The organism is Bacteroides sp. 1_1_14 (assembly GCF_000162515.1).
Lineage (GTDB): Bacteria > Bacteroidota > Bacteroidia > Bacteroidales > Bacteroidaceae > Bacteroides > Bacteroides thetaiotaomicron.
Window position 1 is genome coordinate 482,993 of sequence record NZ_GG774703.1, and the last position, 20,800, is coordinate 503,792.

At 42.3% G+C, this 20,800-nt stretch carries 16 protein-coding genes and 1 pseudogene; 14 read left to right on the forward strand and 3 right to left on the reverse strand.

Annotated features, from left to right (window positions below):
- The 4 genes from HMPREF9007_RS19050 to HMPREF9007_RS19040 all read left to right on the forward strand — a co-directional run.
- A partial coding sequence (locus HMPREF9007_RS19050; RefSeq protein WP_032850151.1) for a B12-binding domain-containing protein occupies positions 1–1,260 on the forward strand: 1,260 nt, incomplete at its 5' end.
- A 12-nt stretch (positions 1,261–1,272) separates the two neighbouring features.
- A complete protein-coding gene (locus HMPREF9007_RS19045) occupies positions 1,273–1,872 on the forward strand; it encodes a nitroreductase family protein (protein ID WP_008760498.1) in 600 nt (199 codons plus the stop codon).
- A gap of 71 nt (positions 1,873–1,943) precedes the next feature.
- A complete protein-coding gene (locus tag HMPREF9007_RS28055; protein ID WP_008766705.1) occupies positions 1,944–2,069 on the forward strand; it encodes a symporter small accessory protein in 126 nt (41 codons plus the stop codon).
- On the forward strand, positions 2,066–3,616 hold the full coding sequence (locus HMPREF9007_RS19040; protein ID WP_008760499.1) for a sodium:solute symporter family protein: 1,551 nt from the start codon (positions 2,066–2,068) through the stop codon (positions 3,614–3,616). The genes HMPREF9007_RS28055 and HMPREF9007_RS19040 overlap by 4 nt, the downstream gene beginning before the upstream one ends.
- 94 nt (positions 3,617–3,710) lie before the next feature.
- On the opposite strand, the gene HMPREF9007_RS19035 is transcribed toward HMPREF9007_RS19040, so the two are convergent.
- Positions 3,711–5,099 (reverse strand): transporter substrate-binding domain-containing protein, encoded by a 1,389-nt coding sequence (locus HMPREF9007_RS19035; protein ID WP_008760500.1) that lies wholly within the window; start codon positions 5,097–5,099, stop codon positions 3,711–3,713.
- Between the two features lie 17 nt (positions 5,100–5,116).
- A complete protein-coding gene (gene udk, locus HMPREF9007_RS19030) occupies positions 5,117–5,734 on the reverse strand; it encodes a uridine kinase (RefSeq protein ID WP_008760501.1) in 618 nt (205 codons plus the stop codon).
- A 101-nt stretch (positions 5,735–5,835) separates the two neighbouring features.
- On the opposite strand from udk, the gene HMPREF9007_RS19025 reads away from it, so the two are divergent.
- Positions 5,836–6,135, forward strand: a complete 300-nt coding sequence (locus HMPREF9007_RS19025; RefSeq protein ID WP_008760502.1) for a Dabb family protein — start codon at positions 5,836–5,838, stop codon at positions 6,133–6,135.
- Positions 6,136–6,150: 15 nt separating this feature from the next.
- Positions 6,151–8,204, forward strand: a pseudogene (locus tag HMPREF9007_RS19020) (cytochrome c biogenesis protein CcdA).
- Between the two features lie 95 nt (positions 8,205–8,299).
- Here HMPREF9007_RS19020 and HMPREF9007_RS19015 read toward each other — a convergent pair.
- Positions 8,300–9,004, reverse strand: a complete 705-nt coding sequence (locus HMPREF9007_RS19015) for a pirin family protein (protein WP_008760503.1) — start codon at positions 9,002–9,004, stop codon at positions 8,300–8,302.
- Positions 9,005–9,195: 191 nt separating this feature from the next.
- Between HMPREF9007_RS19015 and HMPREF9007_RS19010 the strand changes: the two genes are divergently transcribed.
- The 8 genes from HMPREF9007_RS19010 (at position 9,196) to HMPREF9007_RS18975 (ending at position 20,800) form a co-directional block, all read left to right on the forward strand.
- Entirely contained in the window at positions 9,196–9,798 is a 603-nt protein-coding gene (locus HMPREF9007_RS19010) for an RNA polymerase sigma-70 factor (protein ID WP_008760504.1), read from the forward strand.
- 84 nt (positions 9,799–9,882) lie between these two features.
- Positions 9,883–10,869, forward strand: coding sequence for a FecR domain-containing protein (locus HMPREF9007_RS19005; RefSeq protein ID WP_008760505.1), 987 nt, complete (start codon positions 9,883–9,885; stop codon positions 10,867–10,869).
- A gap of 212 nt (positions 10,870–11,081) precedes the next feature.
- Entirely contained in the window at positions 11,082–14,522 is a 3,441-nt protein-coding gene (locus HMPREF9007_RS19000; protein WP_008760506.1) for a TonB-dependent receptor, read from the forward strand.
- A 23-nt stretch (positions 14,523–14,545) separates the two neighbouring features.
- On the forward strand, positions 14,546–15,937 hold the full coding sequence (locus tag HMPREF9007_RS18995; RefSeq protein ID WP_008760507.1) for a RagB/SusD family nutrient uptake outer membrane protein: 1,392 nt from the start codon (positions 14,546–14,548) through the stop codon (positions 15,935–15,937).
- Positions 15,938–15,964: 27 nt separating this feature from the next.
- Positions 15,965–17,932, forward strand: a complete 1,968-nt coding sequence (locus HMPREF9007_RS18990; RefSeq protein WP_008760508.1) for a PQQ-binding-like beta-propeller repeat protein — start codon at positions 15,965–15,967, stop codon at positions 17,930–17,932.
- A 6-nt stretch (positions 17,933–17,938) separates the two neighbouring features.
- Positions 17,939–18,820: a sugar phosphate isomerase/epimerase family protein gene (locus HMPREF9007_RS18985; RefSeq protein ID WP_008760509.1), complete on the forward strand. Its 882-nt coding sequence runs from the start codon at positions 17,939–17,941 to the stop codon at positions 18,818–18,820.
- A 1-nt stretch (position 18,821) separates the two neighbouring features.
- Positions 18,822–19,880, forward strand: a complete 1,059-nt coding sequence (locus HMPREF9007_RS18980; protein WP_008760510.1) for an MBL fold metallo-hydrolase — start codon at positions 18,822–18,824, stop codon at positions 19,878–19,880.
- 20 nt (positions 19,881–19,900) lie between these two features.
- Positions 19,901–20,800: a glycerophosphodiester phosphodiesterase family protein gene (locus tag HMPREF9007_RS18975; RefSeq protein ID WP_008760511.1), complete on the forward strand. Its 900-nt coding sequence runs from the start codon at positions 19,901–19,903 to the stop codon at positions 20,798–20,800.

The window sequence follows — 20,800 nt, forward strand, 5'->3', positions numbered from 1 at the left end:
GTGTGCGAACGTGCATATCGTCTGCTGGTTGATAAAGTTGGATTCAATCCTCATGATATTATTTTCGATCCGAATGTGCTTGCGGTGGCTACAGGAATCGAAGAGCATAACAATTACGCCGTAGACTTTATAGAAGCTACCGGATGGATCAGGAAGAATCTTCCCGGTGCACACGTCAGCGGAGGAGTAAGTAATCTTTCTTTCTCTTTCCGTGGCAATAATTATATTCGTGAAGCAATGCATGCGGTATTCCTTTATCATGCCATCCAGCAAGGGATGGATATGGGAATCGTCAATCCGGGAACTTCCGTACTCTACAGTGATATTCCTGCAGATACGCTGGAAAAGATAGAGGACGTTGTATTGAATCGTCGTCCCGATGCAGCCGAGCGTCTGATAGAACTGGCGGAAGCATTGAAAGAAACGATGGGCGGTACTTCCGGTCAGGCAGCTGTGAAGCAGGATGCATGGAGAGAAGAATCCGTACAAGAGCGTTTGAAATATGCTTTGATGAAGGGAATCGGTGATTATCTGGAACAGGATTTAGCGGAAGCTTTACCTTTATATGATAAAGCTGTAGATGTAATTGAAGGTCCGTTGATGGATGGAATGAATTATGTCGGCGAGCTTTTTGGCGCAGGAAAAATGTTCCTGCCTCAGGTCGTGAAGACTGCTCGTACTATGAAGAAAGCCGTAGCTATACTGCAACCGATCATTGAATCAGAAAAAGTGGAAGGATCATCTTCTGCCGGAAAAGTTCTGCTTGCCACCGTAAAAGGGGATGTGCACGACATCGGAAAAAATATAGTTGCCGTCGTAATGGCGTGCAACGGTTATGATATAGTTGACTTGGGAGTGATGGTTCCGGCAGAAACCATTGTTCAGCGTGCCATCGAAGAAAAAGTCGATATGATCGGTTTGAGTGGCTTGATCACACCTTCTCTGGAAGAAATGACTCATGTGGCTGCCGAACTGGAGAAAGCCGGACTGGATATTCCTCTGTTGATTGGCGGAGCCACTACTTCAAAGATGCATACGGCACTGAAAATCGCACCTGTATATCATGCGCCGGTTGTACATCTGAAAGATGCTTCTCAGAATGCCAGTGTTGCTTCCCGGCTGTTGAATTCGCAGATGAAAGCCGAACTGATTAATGAGTTAGATGCAGAATATCAGGCACTTCGTGAGAAGAGCGGACTATTACGCCGTGAAACAGTATCGTTGGAAGAAGCCCAGAAAAATAAGTTAAACCTATTTTAAAGACTTGTCACAATGAAAAAGATTTTTTCTTTCTTGTGTATGCTCATGGCAATGACTGCTATGATCTCGTGTTCTTCCTCAAAAGAGGAAAAAGGAACAACCGGCACCGGAAATGTCGCTTTGGATAATATCTTTGAGCGTAAGAGCGTGCGTACTTACTTGAATAAAGGTGTAGAGAAAGAGAAAATTGATTTAATGCTTCGTGCAGGGATGTCTGCTCCATCGGGAAAGGATGTTCGTCCCTGGGAGTTTGTGGTTGTTTCCGACCGTGCGAAACTGGATTCGATGGCGGCGGCTCTTCCTTATGCCAAAATGTTGACACAAGCCCGTAATGCGATTATTGTCTGTGGTGATTCTGCCCGTTCTTTTTATTGGTATTTAGACTGTTCTGCTGCAGCACAGAATATTTTGCTGGCTGCTGAAAGTATGGGGCTGGGTGCTGTATGGACAGCTGCTTATCCGTATGAAGATCGTATGGAAGTCGTTCGCAAATATACCCACCTGCCCGAGAATATTCTTCCTCTTTGTGTCATTCCTTTCGGCTATCCTGCAACAAAAGAGCAGCCGAAACAGAAATATGACGAGAAAAAGATACATTATAATCAGTATTAGTAAACAAAAGTTTTGTCTTTTCAATAAATTCCTTACATTTGTGGCTTAATTGATTAAAATCTGATACGCAAATGTTTGGAATAGATGACCCTTTTATAGTCTTGCCATATATCCTCTCAGTGATATGTGTGATTTTTGCTGCCTGGTTTGGGCTGAAATATTGGAATAAGGACGACGATAAAGACGAAACGCGATGAATACATTTACTCTTGGCTTGATTGTGATAGCTTATCTGCTGTCATTGGCCTACCTCGGTTTTTTAGGATATAAGAAGACTACGAATACCAGTGATTATCTGGTTGGCGGACGTCAGATGAATCCGATAGTGATGGCGCTTTCTTATGGTGCTACGTTTATCTCTGCGTCTGCTATAGTTGGTTTTGGCGGAGTAGCGGCTGCTTTCGGTATGGGTATTCAGTGGCTGTGTTTCCTCAATATGTTTGTCGGGGTAGTTATCGCCTTCATATTCTTCGGTTTGCGTACCCGGCGCATGGGAGCAAAACTGAATGTCAGCACTTTTCCGCAGTTATTAGGCCGTCATTTTCGTTCCCGTAATATACAGGTGTTCATTGCAGCCGTCATATTTATAGGTATGCCGTTGTACGCTGCTGTGGTAATGAAAGGGGGCGCTGTATTTATTGAACAGATTTTTCAGATTGATTTTAATATATCTCTGCTGATATTTACGTTAGTCATTGCTGCGTATGTGATTGCGGGAGGAATGAAGGGGGTGATGTATACGGATGCTTTACAGGCAGTTATCATGTTTGGCTGTATGCTGTTTCTGTTGTTCTCTTTATATCAGGTGCTTGGCATGGGTTTTACGGAAGCAAACAAGGAATTGACAAATATAGCCCCTCTGGTTCCGGAAAAGTTCAAGGCATTGGGGCATCAGGGATGGACCGCAATGCCTGTGACAGGTTCTCCGCAGTGGTATTCATTGGTTACCTCTCTTATTTTGGGAGTAGGAATCGGTTGCCTTGCACAGCCTCAGTTGGTGGTACGTTTTATGACGGTAGAAAGTAGCAAACAGTTGAATCGTGGCGTATTTATCGGTTGTTTTTTCCTGATTATAACGGTAGGAGCTATCTATCATGCCGGTGCATTAAGCAATCTTTTCTTCTTGAAGACAGAAGGAGCCGTTGCTACGGAAGTGATACAGGATATTGATAAAATCATTCCTTATTTCATCAATAAAGCTATGCCGGACTGGTTTGCCGCTTTGTTTATGCTCTGTATCCTTTCTGCAAGTATGTCTACGCTTAGTTCTCAGTTCCACACAATGGGAGCATCGGTTGGTTCTGACATTTATGGTACTTATAAGCCCCGTTCTCGTGGCAAATTGACAAATGTGATTCGTTTGGGAGTACTTTTCTCTATTTTGGTCAGCTATATTATTTGCTATATGCTGCCTCACGATATTATCGCCCGCGGAACTTCTATTTTCATGGGTATCTGTGCTGCTGCATTTCTTCCTGCCTACTTTTGTGCATTGTACTGGAAGAAAGCGACGAAACAGGGAGTAATGGCAAGTCTCTGGGTAGGAACTTTAGGCAGTGCTTTTGCACTAATATTCCTTCATCAGAAAGAAGCTGCCGCAATGGGAATATGTAAATTCCTGTTTGGCAAGGATGTATTGATTGAGACATATCCGTTTCCGGTAATTGACCCTATTCTCTTTGCATTACCATTGTCTATACTGGCTATTGTTGTGGTTAGCCTTTTGACGGGCAGAAACAAGTAATAAATAGGTAATAAGTAATAGGTAATAGGTAATAAGCCGTGCGGATACACTATTGATAAGCTACGGTTATTACCTATTACCTGATACTTATTACTTATTTTATCTTTTTTTTGTACGATTCGAACCGGGACTGAATATCACGTACGAAGTTGAACGTTTCTATGCCACGGAAATATCCATTTTTACAAACAGGATCGGTGAAGTATTCCTCATTGCTTTTGAGCAGGATGAAGTTTTCGACGTTGTCTTTCCATACGAGGTTATTCTTTCCGTATTTTTTTGCTAATGCCATGGCGTCGTAGATATGTCCTAGGCCGGCATTGTAAGAAGCCAGTATGAAGTTGAGCCGTTCCTGTTTGTCAGGGATCATATTGAAACTTCGGTCTGTGGCGGCAATGTATTTAACGGCTGCTTTTATACTTTCTTCCGGGTTTTGTTCTTTACCTGCGGGTACGCCCATTGCTCGTGCAGTGGCAGGCATCAATTGCATCAATCCTTTGGCTCCTGCCCAAGATACGGCTGTTGTGTCAAAGTTTGATTCTGTATAGGCGAGGGATGCCAGCATTCGCCAGTCCCATCCGATCTCTTTGGCGTATTTTTTGAATAAATCGTCGTAATGTGATATTTTTCCTTCTTTAAGTGAAAGGATGGGGGAGTGGGGCATCATTTTACTATTCTCGAAGTAACGCTTCATACTTGCCGTATAGGCAGGAGAGGTCATATTTTCTTTATGCCAGTTTGTGGCGGCGGCTGCCAGTTCGGGACTGTCTTTTCGTACAGCCCATGAAGAACGCTGGTCAAAACTGATAGAAAGATCGATATTCAGATTGGGATAGTAAGTTTTATTCAGTTTGGCTAAATCATTATCGGCTACGGTATAGGGAATCTTACCTTGTGCTACCTGGGTGATTAAGTCTTCCGCGGTAACGCTATCTCCCGTTATCTTATGAATATGGATACCACCTCCCAGTTCGTTGTTCAGATTCACGAGGCGATCGTAATATTTGCCTGGTTTGACATATATATCTTTGCCGATAAGTTCCGTTACATCTTTCAATGGTTTATGCTTTCCATTTCCTTGCTGGACGATAACCTGATGGGTGATTATGTCTTCTCCGCAATACAAAAGGCTGTCTTTCCATTCTTTGGTAATCGGCAGGTTGTAGGCGATCATATCTCCTTCGCCTGACTGTAATTTCTGAATCAATTCACGGACATTTCTGGCTACCTCGATTCTGAGTTTCAGTCCCAGACTTTTAGCGAACTGTTCACTGAGTTCGTATTGGAATCCCATTTCCTGTCCGCGATAAATGAAATATGAAGTAGAGCTATAGAGTGTCAGCACAACCAGTTCTCCACTGTCTTTAATCTGTGGAAGATCGTGTGCTGTTTCATTCTTTTCGGTATGATGTTTGTTCCGGCATCCGAATACACAGCACAAAAGTATAAGAAACAAGGGGAGGATCAGTGTCTTGGCACTCATTCTGAACTCTTTATCTTTCATTCTTCATTTTTCAAATGTTTCTTGATATACATTGTTAATATATCGATAGCTACTGCATTGCTGCCGCCTTCTGGAACGATAAGGTCCGCATAGCGTTTGCAGGGTTCTATGAATTGCAGGTGCATCGGTTTCAGAACACGGGTATAGCGTTCCATGACAGCTTCCGCTGTCCGTCCTCTTTCGATGACATCCCTTTGGATGACACGTATCAGGCGTTCATCGGGATCGGCATCTACAAATATCTTTAGATCCATCATATTGCGTAGCTTCTTGTCGCACAAGGCAAGGATACCTTCAATAATGACGACTTCACGAGGCTCGATGTGGATGGTTTCCGGTTGGCGGGTACAAGTCAGATAAGAATAGGTCGGTTGCTCGATGCTTTTTCCTTCTTTCAGCATCATCACATGTTTGGAAAGCAAGCTCCATTCAAAAGCATCCGGATGGTCAAAGTTGATATTCTGACGTTCTTCAACCGGCACGTGACTACTGTCTTTGTAGTATGAATCCTGAGGTAATAGTACTACTTCTCCAACGGGGAGGCTTTCTATTATTTTTCGTACGACGGTGGTTTTTCCGGAGCCCGTTCCACCTGCTATTCCTATTATTAACATCTCTTTATAGTGTTATTTGAACCAAATAGAGTAATTTTGCATTAGTAATGTAATGCATTGACAAGACAAATATAGAAACAATTCATTAAAATAACAACGTAATGGTGAAACACATTGTATTATTTAAGTTAAAAGACGAAGTTCCCGAAGCGGAGAAACTCGTAGTGATGAATAAATTTAAGGAAGCTATCGAAGCGCTCCCCGCTAAGATTTCAGTGATCCGTAAGATTGAAGTCGGACTGAATATGAATCCGGGAGAGGCTTGGCATATAGCTCTCTATAGCGAATTTGACACGCTGGAGGATGTGAAGTTCTATGCAACACACCCTGATCATGTGGCAGCCGGAAAGATTATAGCTGAAGCAAAGGACAGTCGTGCATGCGTGGATTATGAATTATAACCCCCAATAATGAAAATGAGAAAATTAATTTCTTTTCTGCTTTTAAGCTTTGTAGCCTATACATTGCAGGCGCAGATTAAAGATCCGGTAAAGTTTAAACAGAACTGAACTCTCTTTCTGATACAGAAGCGGAGATCGTGTTTACGGCTGCCATTGACAAAGGGTGGCATGTTTATTCTACCGATCTTGGAGACGGAGGACCTATTTCTGCCACATTTAATGTGGAGAAGAAGTCTGGTGTAGAACTGGTAGGTAAATTGAAGCCTGTCGGCAAGGAAATAGCTACTTTCGACAAACTGTTCGAAATGAAAGTGCGTTATTTCGAGAATACTGCCAGATTCGTGCAGAAAGTGAAGCTGACTGGTGGAGCTTATGCGATAGAAGGTTATCTGGAATATGGAGCCTGCGACGATGAGAGTTGTCTGCCTCCGACAGAAGTTCCTTTTAAGTTCTCGGGTGAAGCAAAGGCCGGAACTACGGCTGCTCCTGTAGCCAAAGCTGATAAGCCGGAGACAAAAGAGGCGGAAGAAGTAACTGCTCCTGCTGCGTCCAAAGACTCTGCTGCAATGATGGAACTGGTTCCTGCTTCTGCTACGGATGCAAATGCCGATATTCAACCAGCTGTAGCTTCCGGTGACCTTTGGCGTCCGGTAATCAGTGAATTGCAGGCACTGGGCGAGGAACATACTCAGGGAGATATGTCCTGGATTTATATTTTCGTGACAGGTTTCCTGGGTGGATTGCTGGCTCTGTTCACTCCTTGTGTATGGCCTATTATCCCGATGACAGTCAGTTTCTTTCTGAAACGTAGCAAAGATAAGAAGAAAGGTATTCGTGATGCGTGGACTTATGGTGCTTCCATTGTCGTTATTTATGTGGCATTAGGATTGGCTATCACACTGATATTTGGTGCCAGTGCGCTCAATGCTTTATCGACGAATGCTGTCTTTAATATCCTTTTCTTCCTGATGCTGGTAATCTTTGCCGCTTCATTTTTTGGAGCGTTTGAGATTAGATTACCGTCAAAGTGGGGCAATGCGGTAGATAGTAAAGCGGAATCGACTACCGGTCTGCTGAGTATCTTCCTGATGGCATTTACACTTTCACTGGTATCTTTCTCTTGTACAGGTCCGATTATCGGATTCCTGCTTGTACAGGTTTCTACTACAGGAAGCGTGGTGGCCCCGGCTATCGGTATGTTGGGTTTTGCCATTGCATTGGCATTGCCGTTCACACTCTTTGCTCTGTTCCCGTCATGGCTGAAGTCTATGCCGAAGTCGGGCGGATGGATGAATGTGATCAAAGTGACGTTAGGATTTCTGGAACTGGCATTTGCGCTTAAATTCCTGTCGGTTGCTGATCTGGCTTATGGCTGGAGATTACTCGACCGTGAAACCTTCCTCGCTCTGTGGATTGTCATTTTTGCATTGCTGGGTTTCTATTTGCTTGGTAAAATCAAGTTTCCGCATGACGATGATGACAATAAGGTGGGAGTGACTCGTTTCTTTATGGCACTTATTTCTCTGGCGTTTGCCGTATATATGGTTCCCGGTTTGTGGGGAGCTCCGTTAAAAGCCGTAAGTGCTTTTGCGCCTCCTATGCATACGCAAGACTTTAATCTGTATAAGAATGAAGTACATGCGAAATTCGATGACTACGATCTGGGTATGGAGTATGCACGTCTGAATGGCAAACCAGTGATGCTTGACTTTACAGGCTATGGATGCGTGAACTGTCGTAAGATGGAAGCCGCTGTATGGACGGACCCGAAAGTGAGTGATCTGATTAATAATGATTATGTGCTGATTACTCTGTATGTGGATAATAAAACTCCGTTGACCGAACCTGTGAAAATCGTAGAGAACGGTAAGGAACGTACTTTGCGTACAGTCGGTGATAAGTGGAGTTATCTGCAACGTGTGAAGTTTGGTGCTAATGCACAGCCTTTCTATGTATTGCTGGATAATCAGGGAAGTCCTTTGAATAAGTCTTATGCTTACGATGAAGACATTCCCAAATATATTGAATTCCTGCAAACTGGACTGGAGAATTATCGGAAGGAAAAATAATCCGAAGATATAACTATCAATGAGAAACGGTCTCACTCAGTAGAGTGGGACCGCTTCATTTAAATAGAATAGAATAAAACTAGAAATAATGTTTTTTACATGGGTACTTCCATTACCAGAAGTTTGGTCCCTTTAGTAGCACGGATAGAGAAGCTTTTGGTATCCCATATTCCGATGCCGTCACGTTTGGCCAGATGTTCATCGGCCACGCTGATCTCTCCTTCTATCACAAACAGATAAGCTCCGTTACCTTCCTGATGCATACAATATTCGATGGTTCTTTCCGTATCGAAGTCTCCCATAGAGAACCAGGCATCCTGTTTGATGGAGGCCGGTGTCTTGCCGTTCGGTGAAATGATCAGAGATAACTCGTTCGGTTTCAGCAGCGGACGTATATCGAAATTGTTATATTCGGGTTTCGTATTCTCGATTCGGGGGAATACCCATATTTGCAGGAATTCCAATTGTTCTTCCTTGCTGTCGTTATACTCACTATGATAGATACCACTGCCCGTACTCATCACTTGGATATCACCGGGAGTAATCGTTTTCGTATTTTGTACACTGTCGCCATGTCTCAGATACCCTTTCAACGGAATGGAAATTACTTCCATATTTTTATGTGGATGAGTATCAAATCCCATCGACGGGTCTACACTGTCATCATTCAGCACTCGCAAGGCTCCGAAATGGATTCTTTCCGGATTGTAATAGTTAGCAAAACTGAATGTGTGGTGGGTTTTGAGCCAGCCATGATTAAAATAGCCTCTTGATGAAGCTCTGTCGATTACTTTTTTCATAATCTTCCTTTCTTTTTATAGAACTTTGTTGTGTGCTTTGTTCGCACTTTTATAATAGGACAACAATTAAAGAGTACACAAAGTTCTCGGCCGGAAACTCAATAAGAAAGAAGGTTATTTTTTTATTTCAGAAAAAATACATACGTTTGTAACATCATAACAATACCTTTGTGCCCAAAAGTAAAGAAAATATGTACGCAACAGACACGCTTATGGACGAACGGGAGTTAGTTCTCCGTCTGATAGACGGCGATGAGGATGCCTTTTGCGAACTCTATGCCGCCTATAAGAATCGCTTGCTGTATTTTGCGATGAAGTTCGTCAAATCTCGTGAGTTTGCCGAAGATATTTTTCAGGACGCGTTTACGGTTGTATGGCAAAGCAGGCGTTTTATCAATCCGGATGCGTCTTTCTCCTCCTACTTATATACGATTGTACGCAATCGTATTCTTAATCAGATACGGGATATGGCGAATGAAGATAAGTTGAAAGAGCATATCCTTTCTCATGCGGTTGATTCGGCCAATGAAACGAATAATAAAATATTGTTCGATGATTTGAAGGATGTCGTTAGCCGCGCACTGGAACAATTGACTCCCCGTCAGCGTGAAGTCTTTAATATGAGCCGCGATTTGCAGATGTCCCATAAAGAAATTGCCGAAGCGCTGGGAGTCTCTGTCAATACCGTACAGGAGCATATTTCTGTTTCGTTGAAAGTGATTCGTGCCTACTTGACTAAATATTCGGGTACTTCTGCTGACATATTGCTGATTCTACTTTGTCTGAATTTATAATAAATGTTAATCATACCCTAGCTGTTTCCTGCCTTTGTGTATTACTAATACGAAGGGGAGAAATCAGCACCCTTATTTGAATATATGATGAAAGATACGAAGACAGAAAAAAACAAATTACGTCGCTATCTGGATGATATGTACATCCGGGAGGAAGCATCGCAGTTACTGGAAAGTATGAGAGATGCTGACCATAAAGATATATTGGATGAGTTGTCTGCCGAAGTCTGGGAGGAATCCGTCAGCCAGCAGCCTGTTACTGACTTGGAGCGTGAGAAGTATAAAAAGGAGGCTCGCCAGTTGCTGAAACATATTGAACATAAGAAACGTACCTGGTTCCGTCGGGTAATGACGATTGCAGCCAGTGTGGCGGCTGTAATAGCCATCGTGACAGGAAGTATCAGTTATTTCCGGTATATGAGTGAGCAACAGATAACTTTCGCTGAAATCTCAACCTCTTTTGGAGAGAAGAAACGGGTGGAATTACCGGACGGAACTATATTAGTGTTGAACTCTTGTTCACAAGTACGTTATCCTGATTCTTTTCAAGGGGATATCCGGAAAGTGGAACTGGAAGGAGAAGGATATTTCAGGGTTGCCCATAATGAAGATATGCCGTTTATTGTACAGACGAAGCGACTGGATGTTCGTGTTTTGGGAACCCGGTTTGATGTAAAATCTTACTCTACGGATGAAATCGTATCGGTAAGTGTAGAGAGTGGCAAAGTACAGGTTGATCTGCCGGAAGCAATGATGCGATTGACTGCAAAAGAACAAGTTCTGATAAATACCGTTTCCGGTGAATATAGTAAGAAGAAGGAAGAACGTGGGGTAGCAGTTTGGATCAAGGGAAGCCTGCGTTTTAACAGTACTCCGATCCGGGATGTGGCAAAAGAACTGGAACGTGTTTATAATTGTCAGATAACCTTTGCTTCCGGACAGGAATTTGATAATCTGATTACCGGTGAACATGACAATAAGAGTCTGGAGTCCGTACTTAAATCCATCGAATTTATCAGTGATATCAATTATAAGAAAGAAGGCAGGAATATACTTCTTTATAAAAAATGAGAATTAAAAAATAGATCAATGTTTAACCCGTTAATAAGGACAGAATGAAAGCATCACCCTCATAGAAACTCCCTAAAAAGATAGAAGCACTCCTAAGGAATGCCTCTATCCGCAACCCGGACGGATATTCATTCGCTTCGACCCAAATGAATAACGTATCGCACGTTGCTTGTTTTTAATAACTTTAGTCAATTACTAAAACGCACAAATTTATGAATAATCTTCTTATTTGTAAAGGAAAAAGTAGAAATAGCTGCTCGTTTTTAGCTTTTTTACTATTCACCTTCCTTTTAGTTGCTCCGACTGCTGCTCAGACATTGAAAGAGAACAACATTACGCTCCGTGTACAAAACGAGCCGGTAGAAAATGTTTTCAATAAAATCAGTGAACAGACCAACTTTAAATTTATCTACGATCAGGAAACGGTAAATAACGCTCCGCATGTTTCTTTTGATGTAAAAAACGCTACGCTTAAACAAATTCTGGGAGTGATAACTACTCAGTCAAAACTTTATTTCAATAGGACCGATAATACAATTGCTGTCAGTAAACAGCCGCTTAAAGAAGAAAGCGCTCAACGTACACGTACCGTTCAGGGAGTGGTCGTAGATGATAAGGGAGAGCCAGTTATTGGTGCCAGTGTCCAGATCAAAGGAGAGGGCAGTGGTACGATTACCGATATGGACGGACGATATTCGTTGATGAATGTACCGGAATCGGCTACATTGACAATTTCTTATATTGGCTATAAGACCGTCAGCCTTTCTGCAAAAGATAAGAATACGGCTAAGATTACGTTGACCGAAGACAGCAAGATGATCGATGAAGTAGTAGTGGTAGGATATGGTGTACAGCGGAAACGGGATGTGTCTACTTCCATCTCTTCCGTGAAAGCCGAGCAGATTGCGGAGGTTTCTGCTTCCGACTTTCGTCAGGCATTAGCTGGAAAGATGCCGGGAGTGCAAGTGACTCAGCCGAGCGGTGACCCGGAAGGAAGTGTCAGTATCCGTGTTCGTGGTATCAGCACAGTCAATGCGGGGAGTGATCCTCTCTATATCATTGACGGTGTACCTGTGGAGCGTGGCTTTGCCAATCTGAATAATAATGATGTCGAGTCGGTAGAGGTACTTAAAGATGCTTCGTCTGCTGCGATTTATGGTAGCCGCGGATCAAATGGTGTAATTATTATCACTACCAAACAAGGGCAGTCGGAAAAAATGAAAGTACAATATGATGGATATTATGGTATCCAGAGTGTTTCAAAAAAACTTCCGATGTTGAATGCTTATCAGTTTGCGGAGTTTGCCAAAGACGGGCATGATAATTCTTATCTGGATGCTAATCCCGGTGGTTCACCCAATGACCCTAATGGTATGCGTCCGAATTCATGGGAACGGATTCCTGCAGAACTTTTTCCTTATCTGAACGGCGATCAGGGATTAACGGACACAGACTGGCAGGATGCAATTTTCCGTAGTGCGGCTACAACCAGCCATAATGTTTCTATCTCCGGCAGAGGAAAGACCGTTGGTTATTTTATTTCTGCCAATTATTATGATAAAGAAGGTATTATCATCAATTCTGATTTCAAGAAATATAGCATGCGTATGAATCTGGACGGAAAATATAAAAGACTGAAATTCGGTCTTAATTTCTCTCCTTCTTATTCGACTTCCAATCGGGTGGATGCTTCCGGATCGAATGGTATTGTTCAGTCGGCCTTGATGATGCCTCCTGTGTGGCCGGTATATAATTCCGACGGTAGTTATAACTATCAGGGAAATGGCTATTGGAGAATTGGCAATGACTATCAGCACAATGCGGTATTAAACCCTGTGGCAATGGCCAATCTGCAATCGGACGTAGTAGACCGTATGGCAATTGTAGGGAAAGTCTTTGCCGAACTGGAACTTTTCAAGGGACTTACTTATAATATTTCTTTCGGTGGTGATTATTATGGTTCTCATAATGATCAGTATCGTTCGTCAGAACTACCCTTACTGGGCCAGAAATATTATGATATCAAGTCGAACCCTACTGCATACAGCTCCTCCGGTTTTTATTTTAATTGGCTGATTGAGAATAAGATTAATTATAATACAGTGATTAATGAAGATCATTCGATTAATGCGGTTCTGGTGCAATCTGCACAAAAAGAAACTTATAAAGGAGATAATGTGACGGCTACCGATTTTCCGAATGATTATATACAGACGATCTCCGGTGGAACAGTTATAAAGGGGGCGTCTGATAAGACCCAATGGTCGATTGCTTCCTATCTGGCTCGTGTGCAATATAGTTATAAAGGTAAATATATGGCTTCCGGAGCTATTCGTGCGGATGGTTCTTCCCGTTTCGGAAAAAATAACCGCTGGGGATATTTCCCGTCCGCATCATTGGCATGGAGAGTTAGCGGGGAGGATTTCTTCACGAAGGCGAAATTTCTCTCCTTTGTAGATGACTTGAAAATCAGAACCAGTTATGGTGTTACAGGTAACTTTCAGATAGGCAACTACGATCATCTATCATTGATGGCTCTTGATAATTATATACTGGGTACGGGTAACGGGCAACTGGTACAAGGTTATAAGCCCAATACAATTAAGAATGATGATTTAAGCTGGGAAAAGAATGCAATGGTCAATGTCGGTGTGGACCTGCAAATGTTCAAAGGATTATTGGGGATAACAGTTGATTACTATAATACCAATACCTCCAATATGTTGCTGAATGTTCCTGTTCCTCATCTGACCGGATACAGCACTGCCCTGATGAATATTGGAAAAGTAAATAACCGTGGTTGGGAAATAGCCTTGACATCTCAGAAAAATTTCACCAAAGACTTTGGGTATTCTTTTAATGCCAACTATGCTACGAATACCAATGAAGTAAAAGCTCTTGGTCCGGGAAATGCTCCCATTATCTCTACCGGAAGCGTAGATCATGCTTATTATATCACAAAAGTAGGCGAACCGATCGGATGTTACTATTTGCTGGTGCAGGACGGTATCTTTTCCAACGAAGAAGAATTGAAGAAATATCCTCATTTCAGCAATACTCAGCCGGGAGACTTCCGTTTTGTAGATGTGGATGGAGACGGTGTGATGGACTTGGACAAAGACCGTACGATAGTAGGTAACTATATGCCCGACTTCACCTATGGATTTGGTGGTAAAGTATGGTATAAAGGCATTGATCTTGACTTTAACTTCCAGGGAGTTTACGGTAATGAGATTCTGAATCTGAATCGTCGCTATATTGATAATTTGGAAGGAAACACCAATGGTACCACGATTGCCCTGAATCGCTGGAAAAGTGCGGATAACCCCGGAAATGGTCAGGTGAACCGTGCCAACCGCAAATCGAAAGGTTATAATGGCCGTACTTCAACCTGGCATCTGGAAGATGGTTCTTATTTGAGATTGCAGAATGTAACGTTAGGATATACTTTGCCTCAGAATCTGACACGTCGTTTCTTTGTGGAGAAGTTGAGAGTCTATGTCTCCGGACAGAACCTTTGGACATCTACCAACTACGGTGGATACAATCCGGAAGTAAATGCACGTCCGAGCAATTCACTTTCGCCGGGTGAAGATTACGGAACATATCCGCTGGCGAAAACCTTCTTGTTTGGATTAAATATAACACTTTAGTCATCCTTAAAAATATACGGTGTATGAAAATATATAGACAAATCCTATTCTTGGCAACTGCTTTTGTATCAGTGGCCTGTACAGATAGCTTTTTCGACTTGGAGCCAAGTAGCAGTGTGCCTACAGATAAAGTATACAAGACAGCAGACGATTTTAATGTAGCAGTGATCGGCTGTTATTCTAAATTGCAGGGACAGGTTTCCTACTTCACGGAATGCTGCGAATATCGGAGTGACAACCTGTCGTTGAGTGCTCCTACTGCCGGAACACAAGACCGTTATGATATAGATCAGTTTGCGGATAAAGCCTCTAATGGAATATTGGAATCCGCCTGGGCGAATTTTAATAACGGAGTATATCGCTGTAATTTGGTATTGGACAAAATAGACGCAGCTGACTTTGATGCTACGTTGAAGAAACAATATAAAGGGGAAGCGCTTTTCGTGCGTGCTCTTACTTATTTTAATATGTATCGCTTGTGGGGTGGAATTCCGATGACTGATAAAGTGGTGACGGTGGCTGAAGCTCTTAAAATCGGAAGAAGCTCAGAGCAGCAGGTCTTTGATTTTCTTACCGGCGATTTGAATCAGGTTATCAATGAGAATATGCTGCCTTCTTCTTATACGGGTACTGATACGGGACGTGCGACCTCCGGTGCTGCAATGGCATTGCTGGGAAAGATTTATCTGACTTTCCATAAGTGGACAGAGGCACGCAATGTACTTTCGCAACTGATAGGCAGATATTCTTTGATGCCCACACCGGATAAAGTATTTGATGTCGATAATAAAATGAACGATGAAATCATTTTCGCAGTGCGCTTTAATAAGGACGTTGAGGGTGAAGGACATGGCTATTGGTTTTCAATTATCAACCTGACAGATGATACTAACCAGACAAAGGCTTTGAAGGAGTGCTATAAAGATGGTGATAAACGCAAAGACCTGATCACTTATGTGAAAGTAGAAGATAAAGTCTGCGTAATGAATAAATTCAAGGATTTGAAAAGTGCGACATACAATACCGTCGGTAACGATCAGATTATTCTTCGTTATGCCGATGTACTGTTAATGTATGCCGAAGCACTGAACGAAATCAGCTATAGCAACTCTCAGACTTCTGATGCAATGGTTGCTTTGAATGCGGTACATACCCGTGCCGGATTATCTCCGGTTCAGATTACGGAACTGGCAGATCAGGATAGTTTCCGTAAAGCCATTATGCTGGAACGCCAACAGGAATTTCCTTATGAGGGACACCGTTGGTTTGACCTTGTTCGCATGGGAGGTGCCAAGGAAGCTATGAAAGCGGAGGGACATACAATTCAGGATTTCCAGTTTCTGTATCCTATTCCTAAAACGGAATTGGAAAGAATCAACAATACTGAGTTGTTGTGGCAGAATCCGGGGTATTAATATGGTTAAACTTAAAGAATTCAGACGATGAAAAAAATAATATATAGCTTGTTGTTTGTCATTACGGCAGTTTGTGCAGCTTGTGACGAAGAACTGCCAAAAGCAAGTTTTGATTTATATGAATTAAAGACGCTTACGGCAACGGCCGGAGATATGAATGTGGCACTTTCCTGGGAAGCATATCCGGACGCCCGTCCTGATGAATATCTTATTAGCTGGACTTCGGGCTCTTCGGGAGCGGAAGGAGGGCAAATGACTGTGGAGGCTGAGGCTTCCGGTGCAACTGTCAGTGATCTTGTCAATGATGTTGCTTATACATTCTCCGTACAACCTCGTTATACCGGAGGATTGGCGAGTAAGCGATCTACTTCTTGTACGCCAAAGAATGCAAGATATCCGGTGACTGGTCTGACTGCGTCAGCGGGAGACAAGAAAGTCCGGCTGAGATGGACGAAGCCTGCCAGCGAACGGTTTACGAATTATCAGATTACCGTAAGTCCCGGCAATCAGGTTATCAAATTGGATGACACAACATTGGAAGAATATATGGTTGAAGGGTTGACTAATGATCAGGAGTATAAGTTTGATGTTGTTTGCATTTATCCGATGGGGAATTCTGTTTCGGCGGAAGCGGTGGCTACTCCGGGAATTATTTATCCGGTAGCAGTCAATACGGAATTGGTTGTCTGGGAGTCTGCTGTCTTTGCTTATAACGATATGTATTTTACTGGTGGCAATGTTAAATCCGTCAGCTGGGATTTTGGTGATGGTGCTGCTTCTGCTGAAACGACTCCATCGCATGCTTTTGCTGCTACTGGAACTTATACAGTTACTATCACAGTAACATATACGAATAATACGACGGAGTCAGGAAGTGTGGAAATTAATGTTGTCGGATATAAATGGGATAGTCTGAATCTGAATTTTAACGGATTAACAGGATATGTCAAGACGTCCAATCCTGTATTCTCCCCGGATGGAAAGACGATGTATATTCCGACTTCAACGCCTGCCGGGCATTTGTTTGCCTTAGATGTAGTCAGCGGTGAATTCAAATGGGTATTTGCCATTGATAAAATAACTTATGGCGGCGGTGCATTGGTGGGGCCTGACGGTACTATCTATCAGTGCGTGAGAGATGCTTCTATCAAGAATGTGTATGCCATAAATCCGAATGGTACTCAGAAATGGTCATTGCAATTAGACGGACCGATAGGTGCGTTCCCTGCTTTGTCTGCTGATGGTGTACTCTATTGTTTGACTAATAAAAGTACGTTATATGCACTCGATGTTGCGAATGGTGCGATTAAATGGCAACAATCTCTTGATGGAACAACAGGAAGTGCGGTGGCTATTGATAGAAACGGACATATCTATGCAGGTACCAGTGAAGCTATTTATGCTTTCAGCGCAAATAAGGAAGAACTTTGGAAACTCAGTGGTGTTAATGTGACAGAGCAGGGAACTTTTGCTTTGAATGGCAACACGCTTTACGCAACTTTGAAGTCAAAGGCTGGACTTGTTGCTGTTGATATCACGAACGGAACCAAAAAATGGACCTATCCGACAACAGGCGGTGATGCTTATTTCCCTATCGTAGATAAGAAAGGTGTTGTTTATTTTACAGAGAAAGGTTCGCAAACAGTTTACGCTGTAGACGCTGACGGTTCAAAAGTATGGGTGAAGAAGGTAAATAATAACCTGAACTACAGTGGTGCTGCGTTGAGTACAGATGGTGTTCTTTATATCGGAACGCAGTCAAATAATAAGATTTTCGGACTTAATACGGCAGATGGAAGTACTGTTTATGAGGAATCTGTGGGTCAACAGGTAATGGCATCCGTTTCGATTGGTCCGGACAAGCGTCTTTATTGTGGTACTATTGGAGCGAGCAATATAGGTTCTATAAAAGCGTTTGACATTAATAAAACGTTGGAAACAGACTCCTGGAGTATACGGGGTGGAGATATTCAAGGTACAAACCGACAAAAATAAACGGTGATGAGAAAATTGATTTTTATCGCATTTATGGTGATGTCTGTTTGTGGATATGCACAGAAATATGAAGTAGGTACTACGACAGCAGTGTGGAAAGCACCTGCTGCTGCCGACTTCCTTCATGCAAAAGCGATTGGTGTGAAGTATGTCGAAGTAGCCTTTAATCAATGTTATAGGGGAGTTCCTGTCGATGAAGTGATTCCACGTATAAAGGAAATGAAAGCGAAGATAGACAGTGCGGATATTGAAGTCTGGTCTATTCATCTTCCTTTCTCCCGAACGCTGGATATCTCAGTTCTGGATGATCGGTTAAGGAAGGAAAATGTAGATTTTATGGCAGAGATGATAGAATTGTGTGCCATGTTCCAACCGACTTGCCTGGTTTTGCATCCAAGTTCGGAACCGATAGCCGATAGTATTCGGGCGCAACGGATTGCCAATGCTTCGGAGTCTATTGCTTATTTGAAGAAATATGCTGATAGGATTGGCGCTCAACTTTGTATAGAGAATCTGCCCAGAACCTGTTTGGGAAATACTCCGGAGGAACTTATGAGGATTGTCGGAGATATCCCGGACGTAAAAGTGTGCTTTGATACAAATCACTATACCAAAGGCACGACAGAGCACTTTGTGGCAATAGTAGGTAGCCGTATCGGCACTATACATGCTTCAGATTTTGATTTGGTGAACGAATGCCACTGGCTTCCTACACAGGGAAATATAAAATGGGGAAAGTTGATGCAAGATTTGGAGAAGACCGGATATAAAGGCGTTTTCATGTATGAAGCGACGAAGGATCACGAAAATAATAATGTGAGACCTGCTCTTGAACGGATTGCAGAGACCTTCGATAAAATAATTGATGACTATAAAACACTGAAATAATATGAATAATATAAGAAGAATACAATATTTCCTGTTTTGCCTGCTGGCAATAGGACTTGCAAGTTGTAGTGACGATGATAATAATGATAAGAAGACCGGGTACGAAGGAATTCTTACGGAACTGGCAGCAAAGGTAGATGCCACTACCCAACAGTTATGGGGAACTTCTCCATCAATTGTAAATACTGAACGTGCCGATGCTTTGAGCACTATTCAGGGATATGCCGATAAATGTCTGGATGACTATTTTATCAGTTTTCTGAATGGTTTTGATCAGGCAAGTATGAGTATGGAGAAGAGTGAACCGATCTTATACTATTACCGGAGTGCTTTTGACCGGGTGATGGACGGAATTAAAAACTCCAAAGTAGAGAATGGCACAGCAGAAATCTGGTTGCTTTATAACATGGGATATATAGTTAAGACTCCTTCCGGATGTTTTGCTATTGATATTTCTCATCGTTGGGCGAAGGAACTTGCACCCTATATCGACTTCCTTTGTGTGACGCATAAGCATTCTGATCATTATAATACAGATTTGATTCAGGCAATGTTTGATTTGGGTAAGCCGGTATTATCCAATTATTTGAAAGACACCACTTATCCCTACACGGCAAAGGGGGATAAAGATTATGAAATAGGTAAATTTAAAATCCGTACTTGTATTACCGATCATAATAATTCCGGATTATCAAATTTCGTAACTATTTTCCAGATAGACTGTGGAGATGATGCTGGAAATTTCGTCTTTATGCATGTCGGTGATTCCAATTTTAAACCGGAACAATATACAAATATTGCGCCACATGTCAATGTCTTGATTCCCCGCTATGCTCCTAATGCGCTGACTGAGAATAATATTTTAGGTACCGGAGCGGGACAGGTACAGCCGGATTATGTTCTGTTATCCCATATTCTGGAAATGGCTCATGCAGGTGTTGATGCATCCAGATGGTCATTGGACATGGCACTAGAACGGGCGTCCAAGATTAACTGTGACCAGACCTATGTGCCTATGTGGGGAGAAAAGATGGTCTGGAAGAATGGTAAGCTGAACTAATAATTTTAATATTTGAATTTATGAAACGAATTTATAACTTTATATTGCTTGTATGCCTGGTGCAACTGGCTGTTGCTCAAAATCGGATTGCGGAAATCAGAGAAAACCTGTTAGGAAATTATTCCGATAGAGTGTTGGTCGTTTCTCATCGTGCCGATTGGCGAAATGCTCCCGAAAATTCATTGCAAGGAATACGGAATTGCATTGATATGGGAGTGGATATGGTAGAAATAGATTTGAAGAAAACCAAAGATGGTCACTTGGTCGTCATGCATGATAAGACAATTAACCGTACAATGACAGGAAAAGGAAACGCTGAGGATTATACACTGGCAGAACTGAAAGCAATGCGACTTAAAAATGGAGCAGGCTGTAAAACCAGACATCAGATTCCTACTCTCGAAGAAGTTATGTTACTTTGCAAAGGGAAGATAATGGTGAATATCGATAAAGGTTACGATTATTTTCAGGAAGCTTATGCTGTACTTGAAAAAACAGGAACAATTGACCATTGCGTAATTAAAGCAGGACTCCCCTATGAACGAGTGAAAGCAGAAAATGGTGATGTACTTGATAAGGTTATTTTTATGCCTATTGTGAATCTGCACAAAGAAGGAGCGGAAAAGATAATCAATGATTATCAGTCACACATGAAACCGGCTGCTTATGAACTGGTATTTAATGATGATAATGAAGAAATGCTTCGCTTGATCAGGAAAGTACGTGATAGTGGTGCCAAGCTTTTCATTAATTCTTTGTGGCCTGAACTTTGTGGAGGTCACGATGACGATCGCGCGGTAGAACTACACCAACCGGATGAAAGCTGGGGATGGATTTTGAATCAGGGGGCTAAACTGATTCAAACAGACCGCCCGGCATTATTACTCGAATATTTGCGTAAAAAGAAACTGCACGACTAA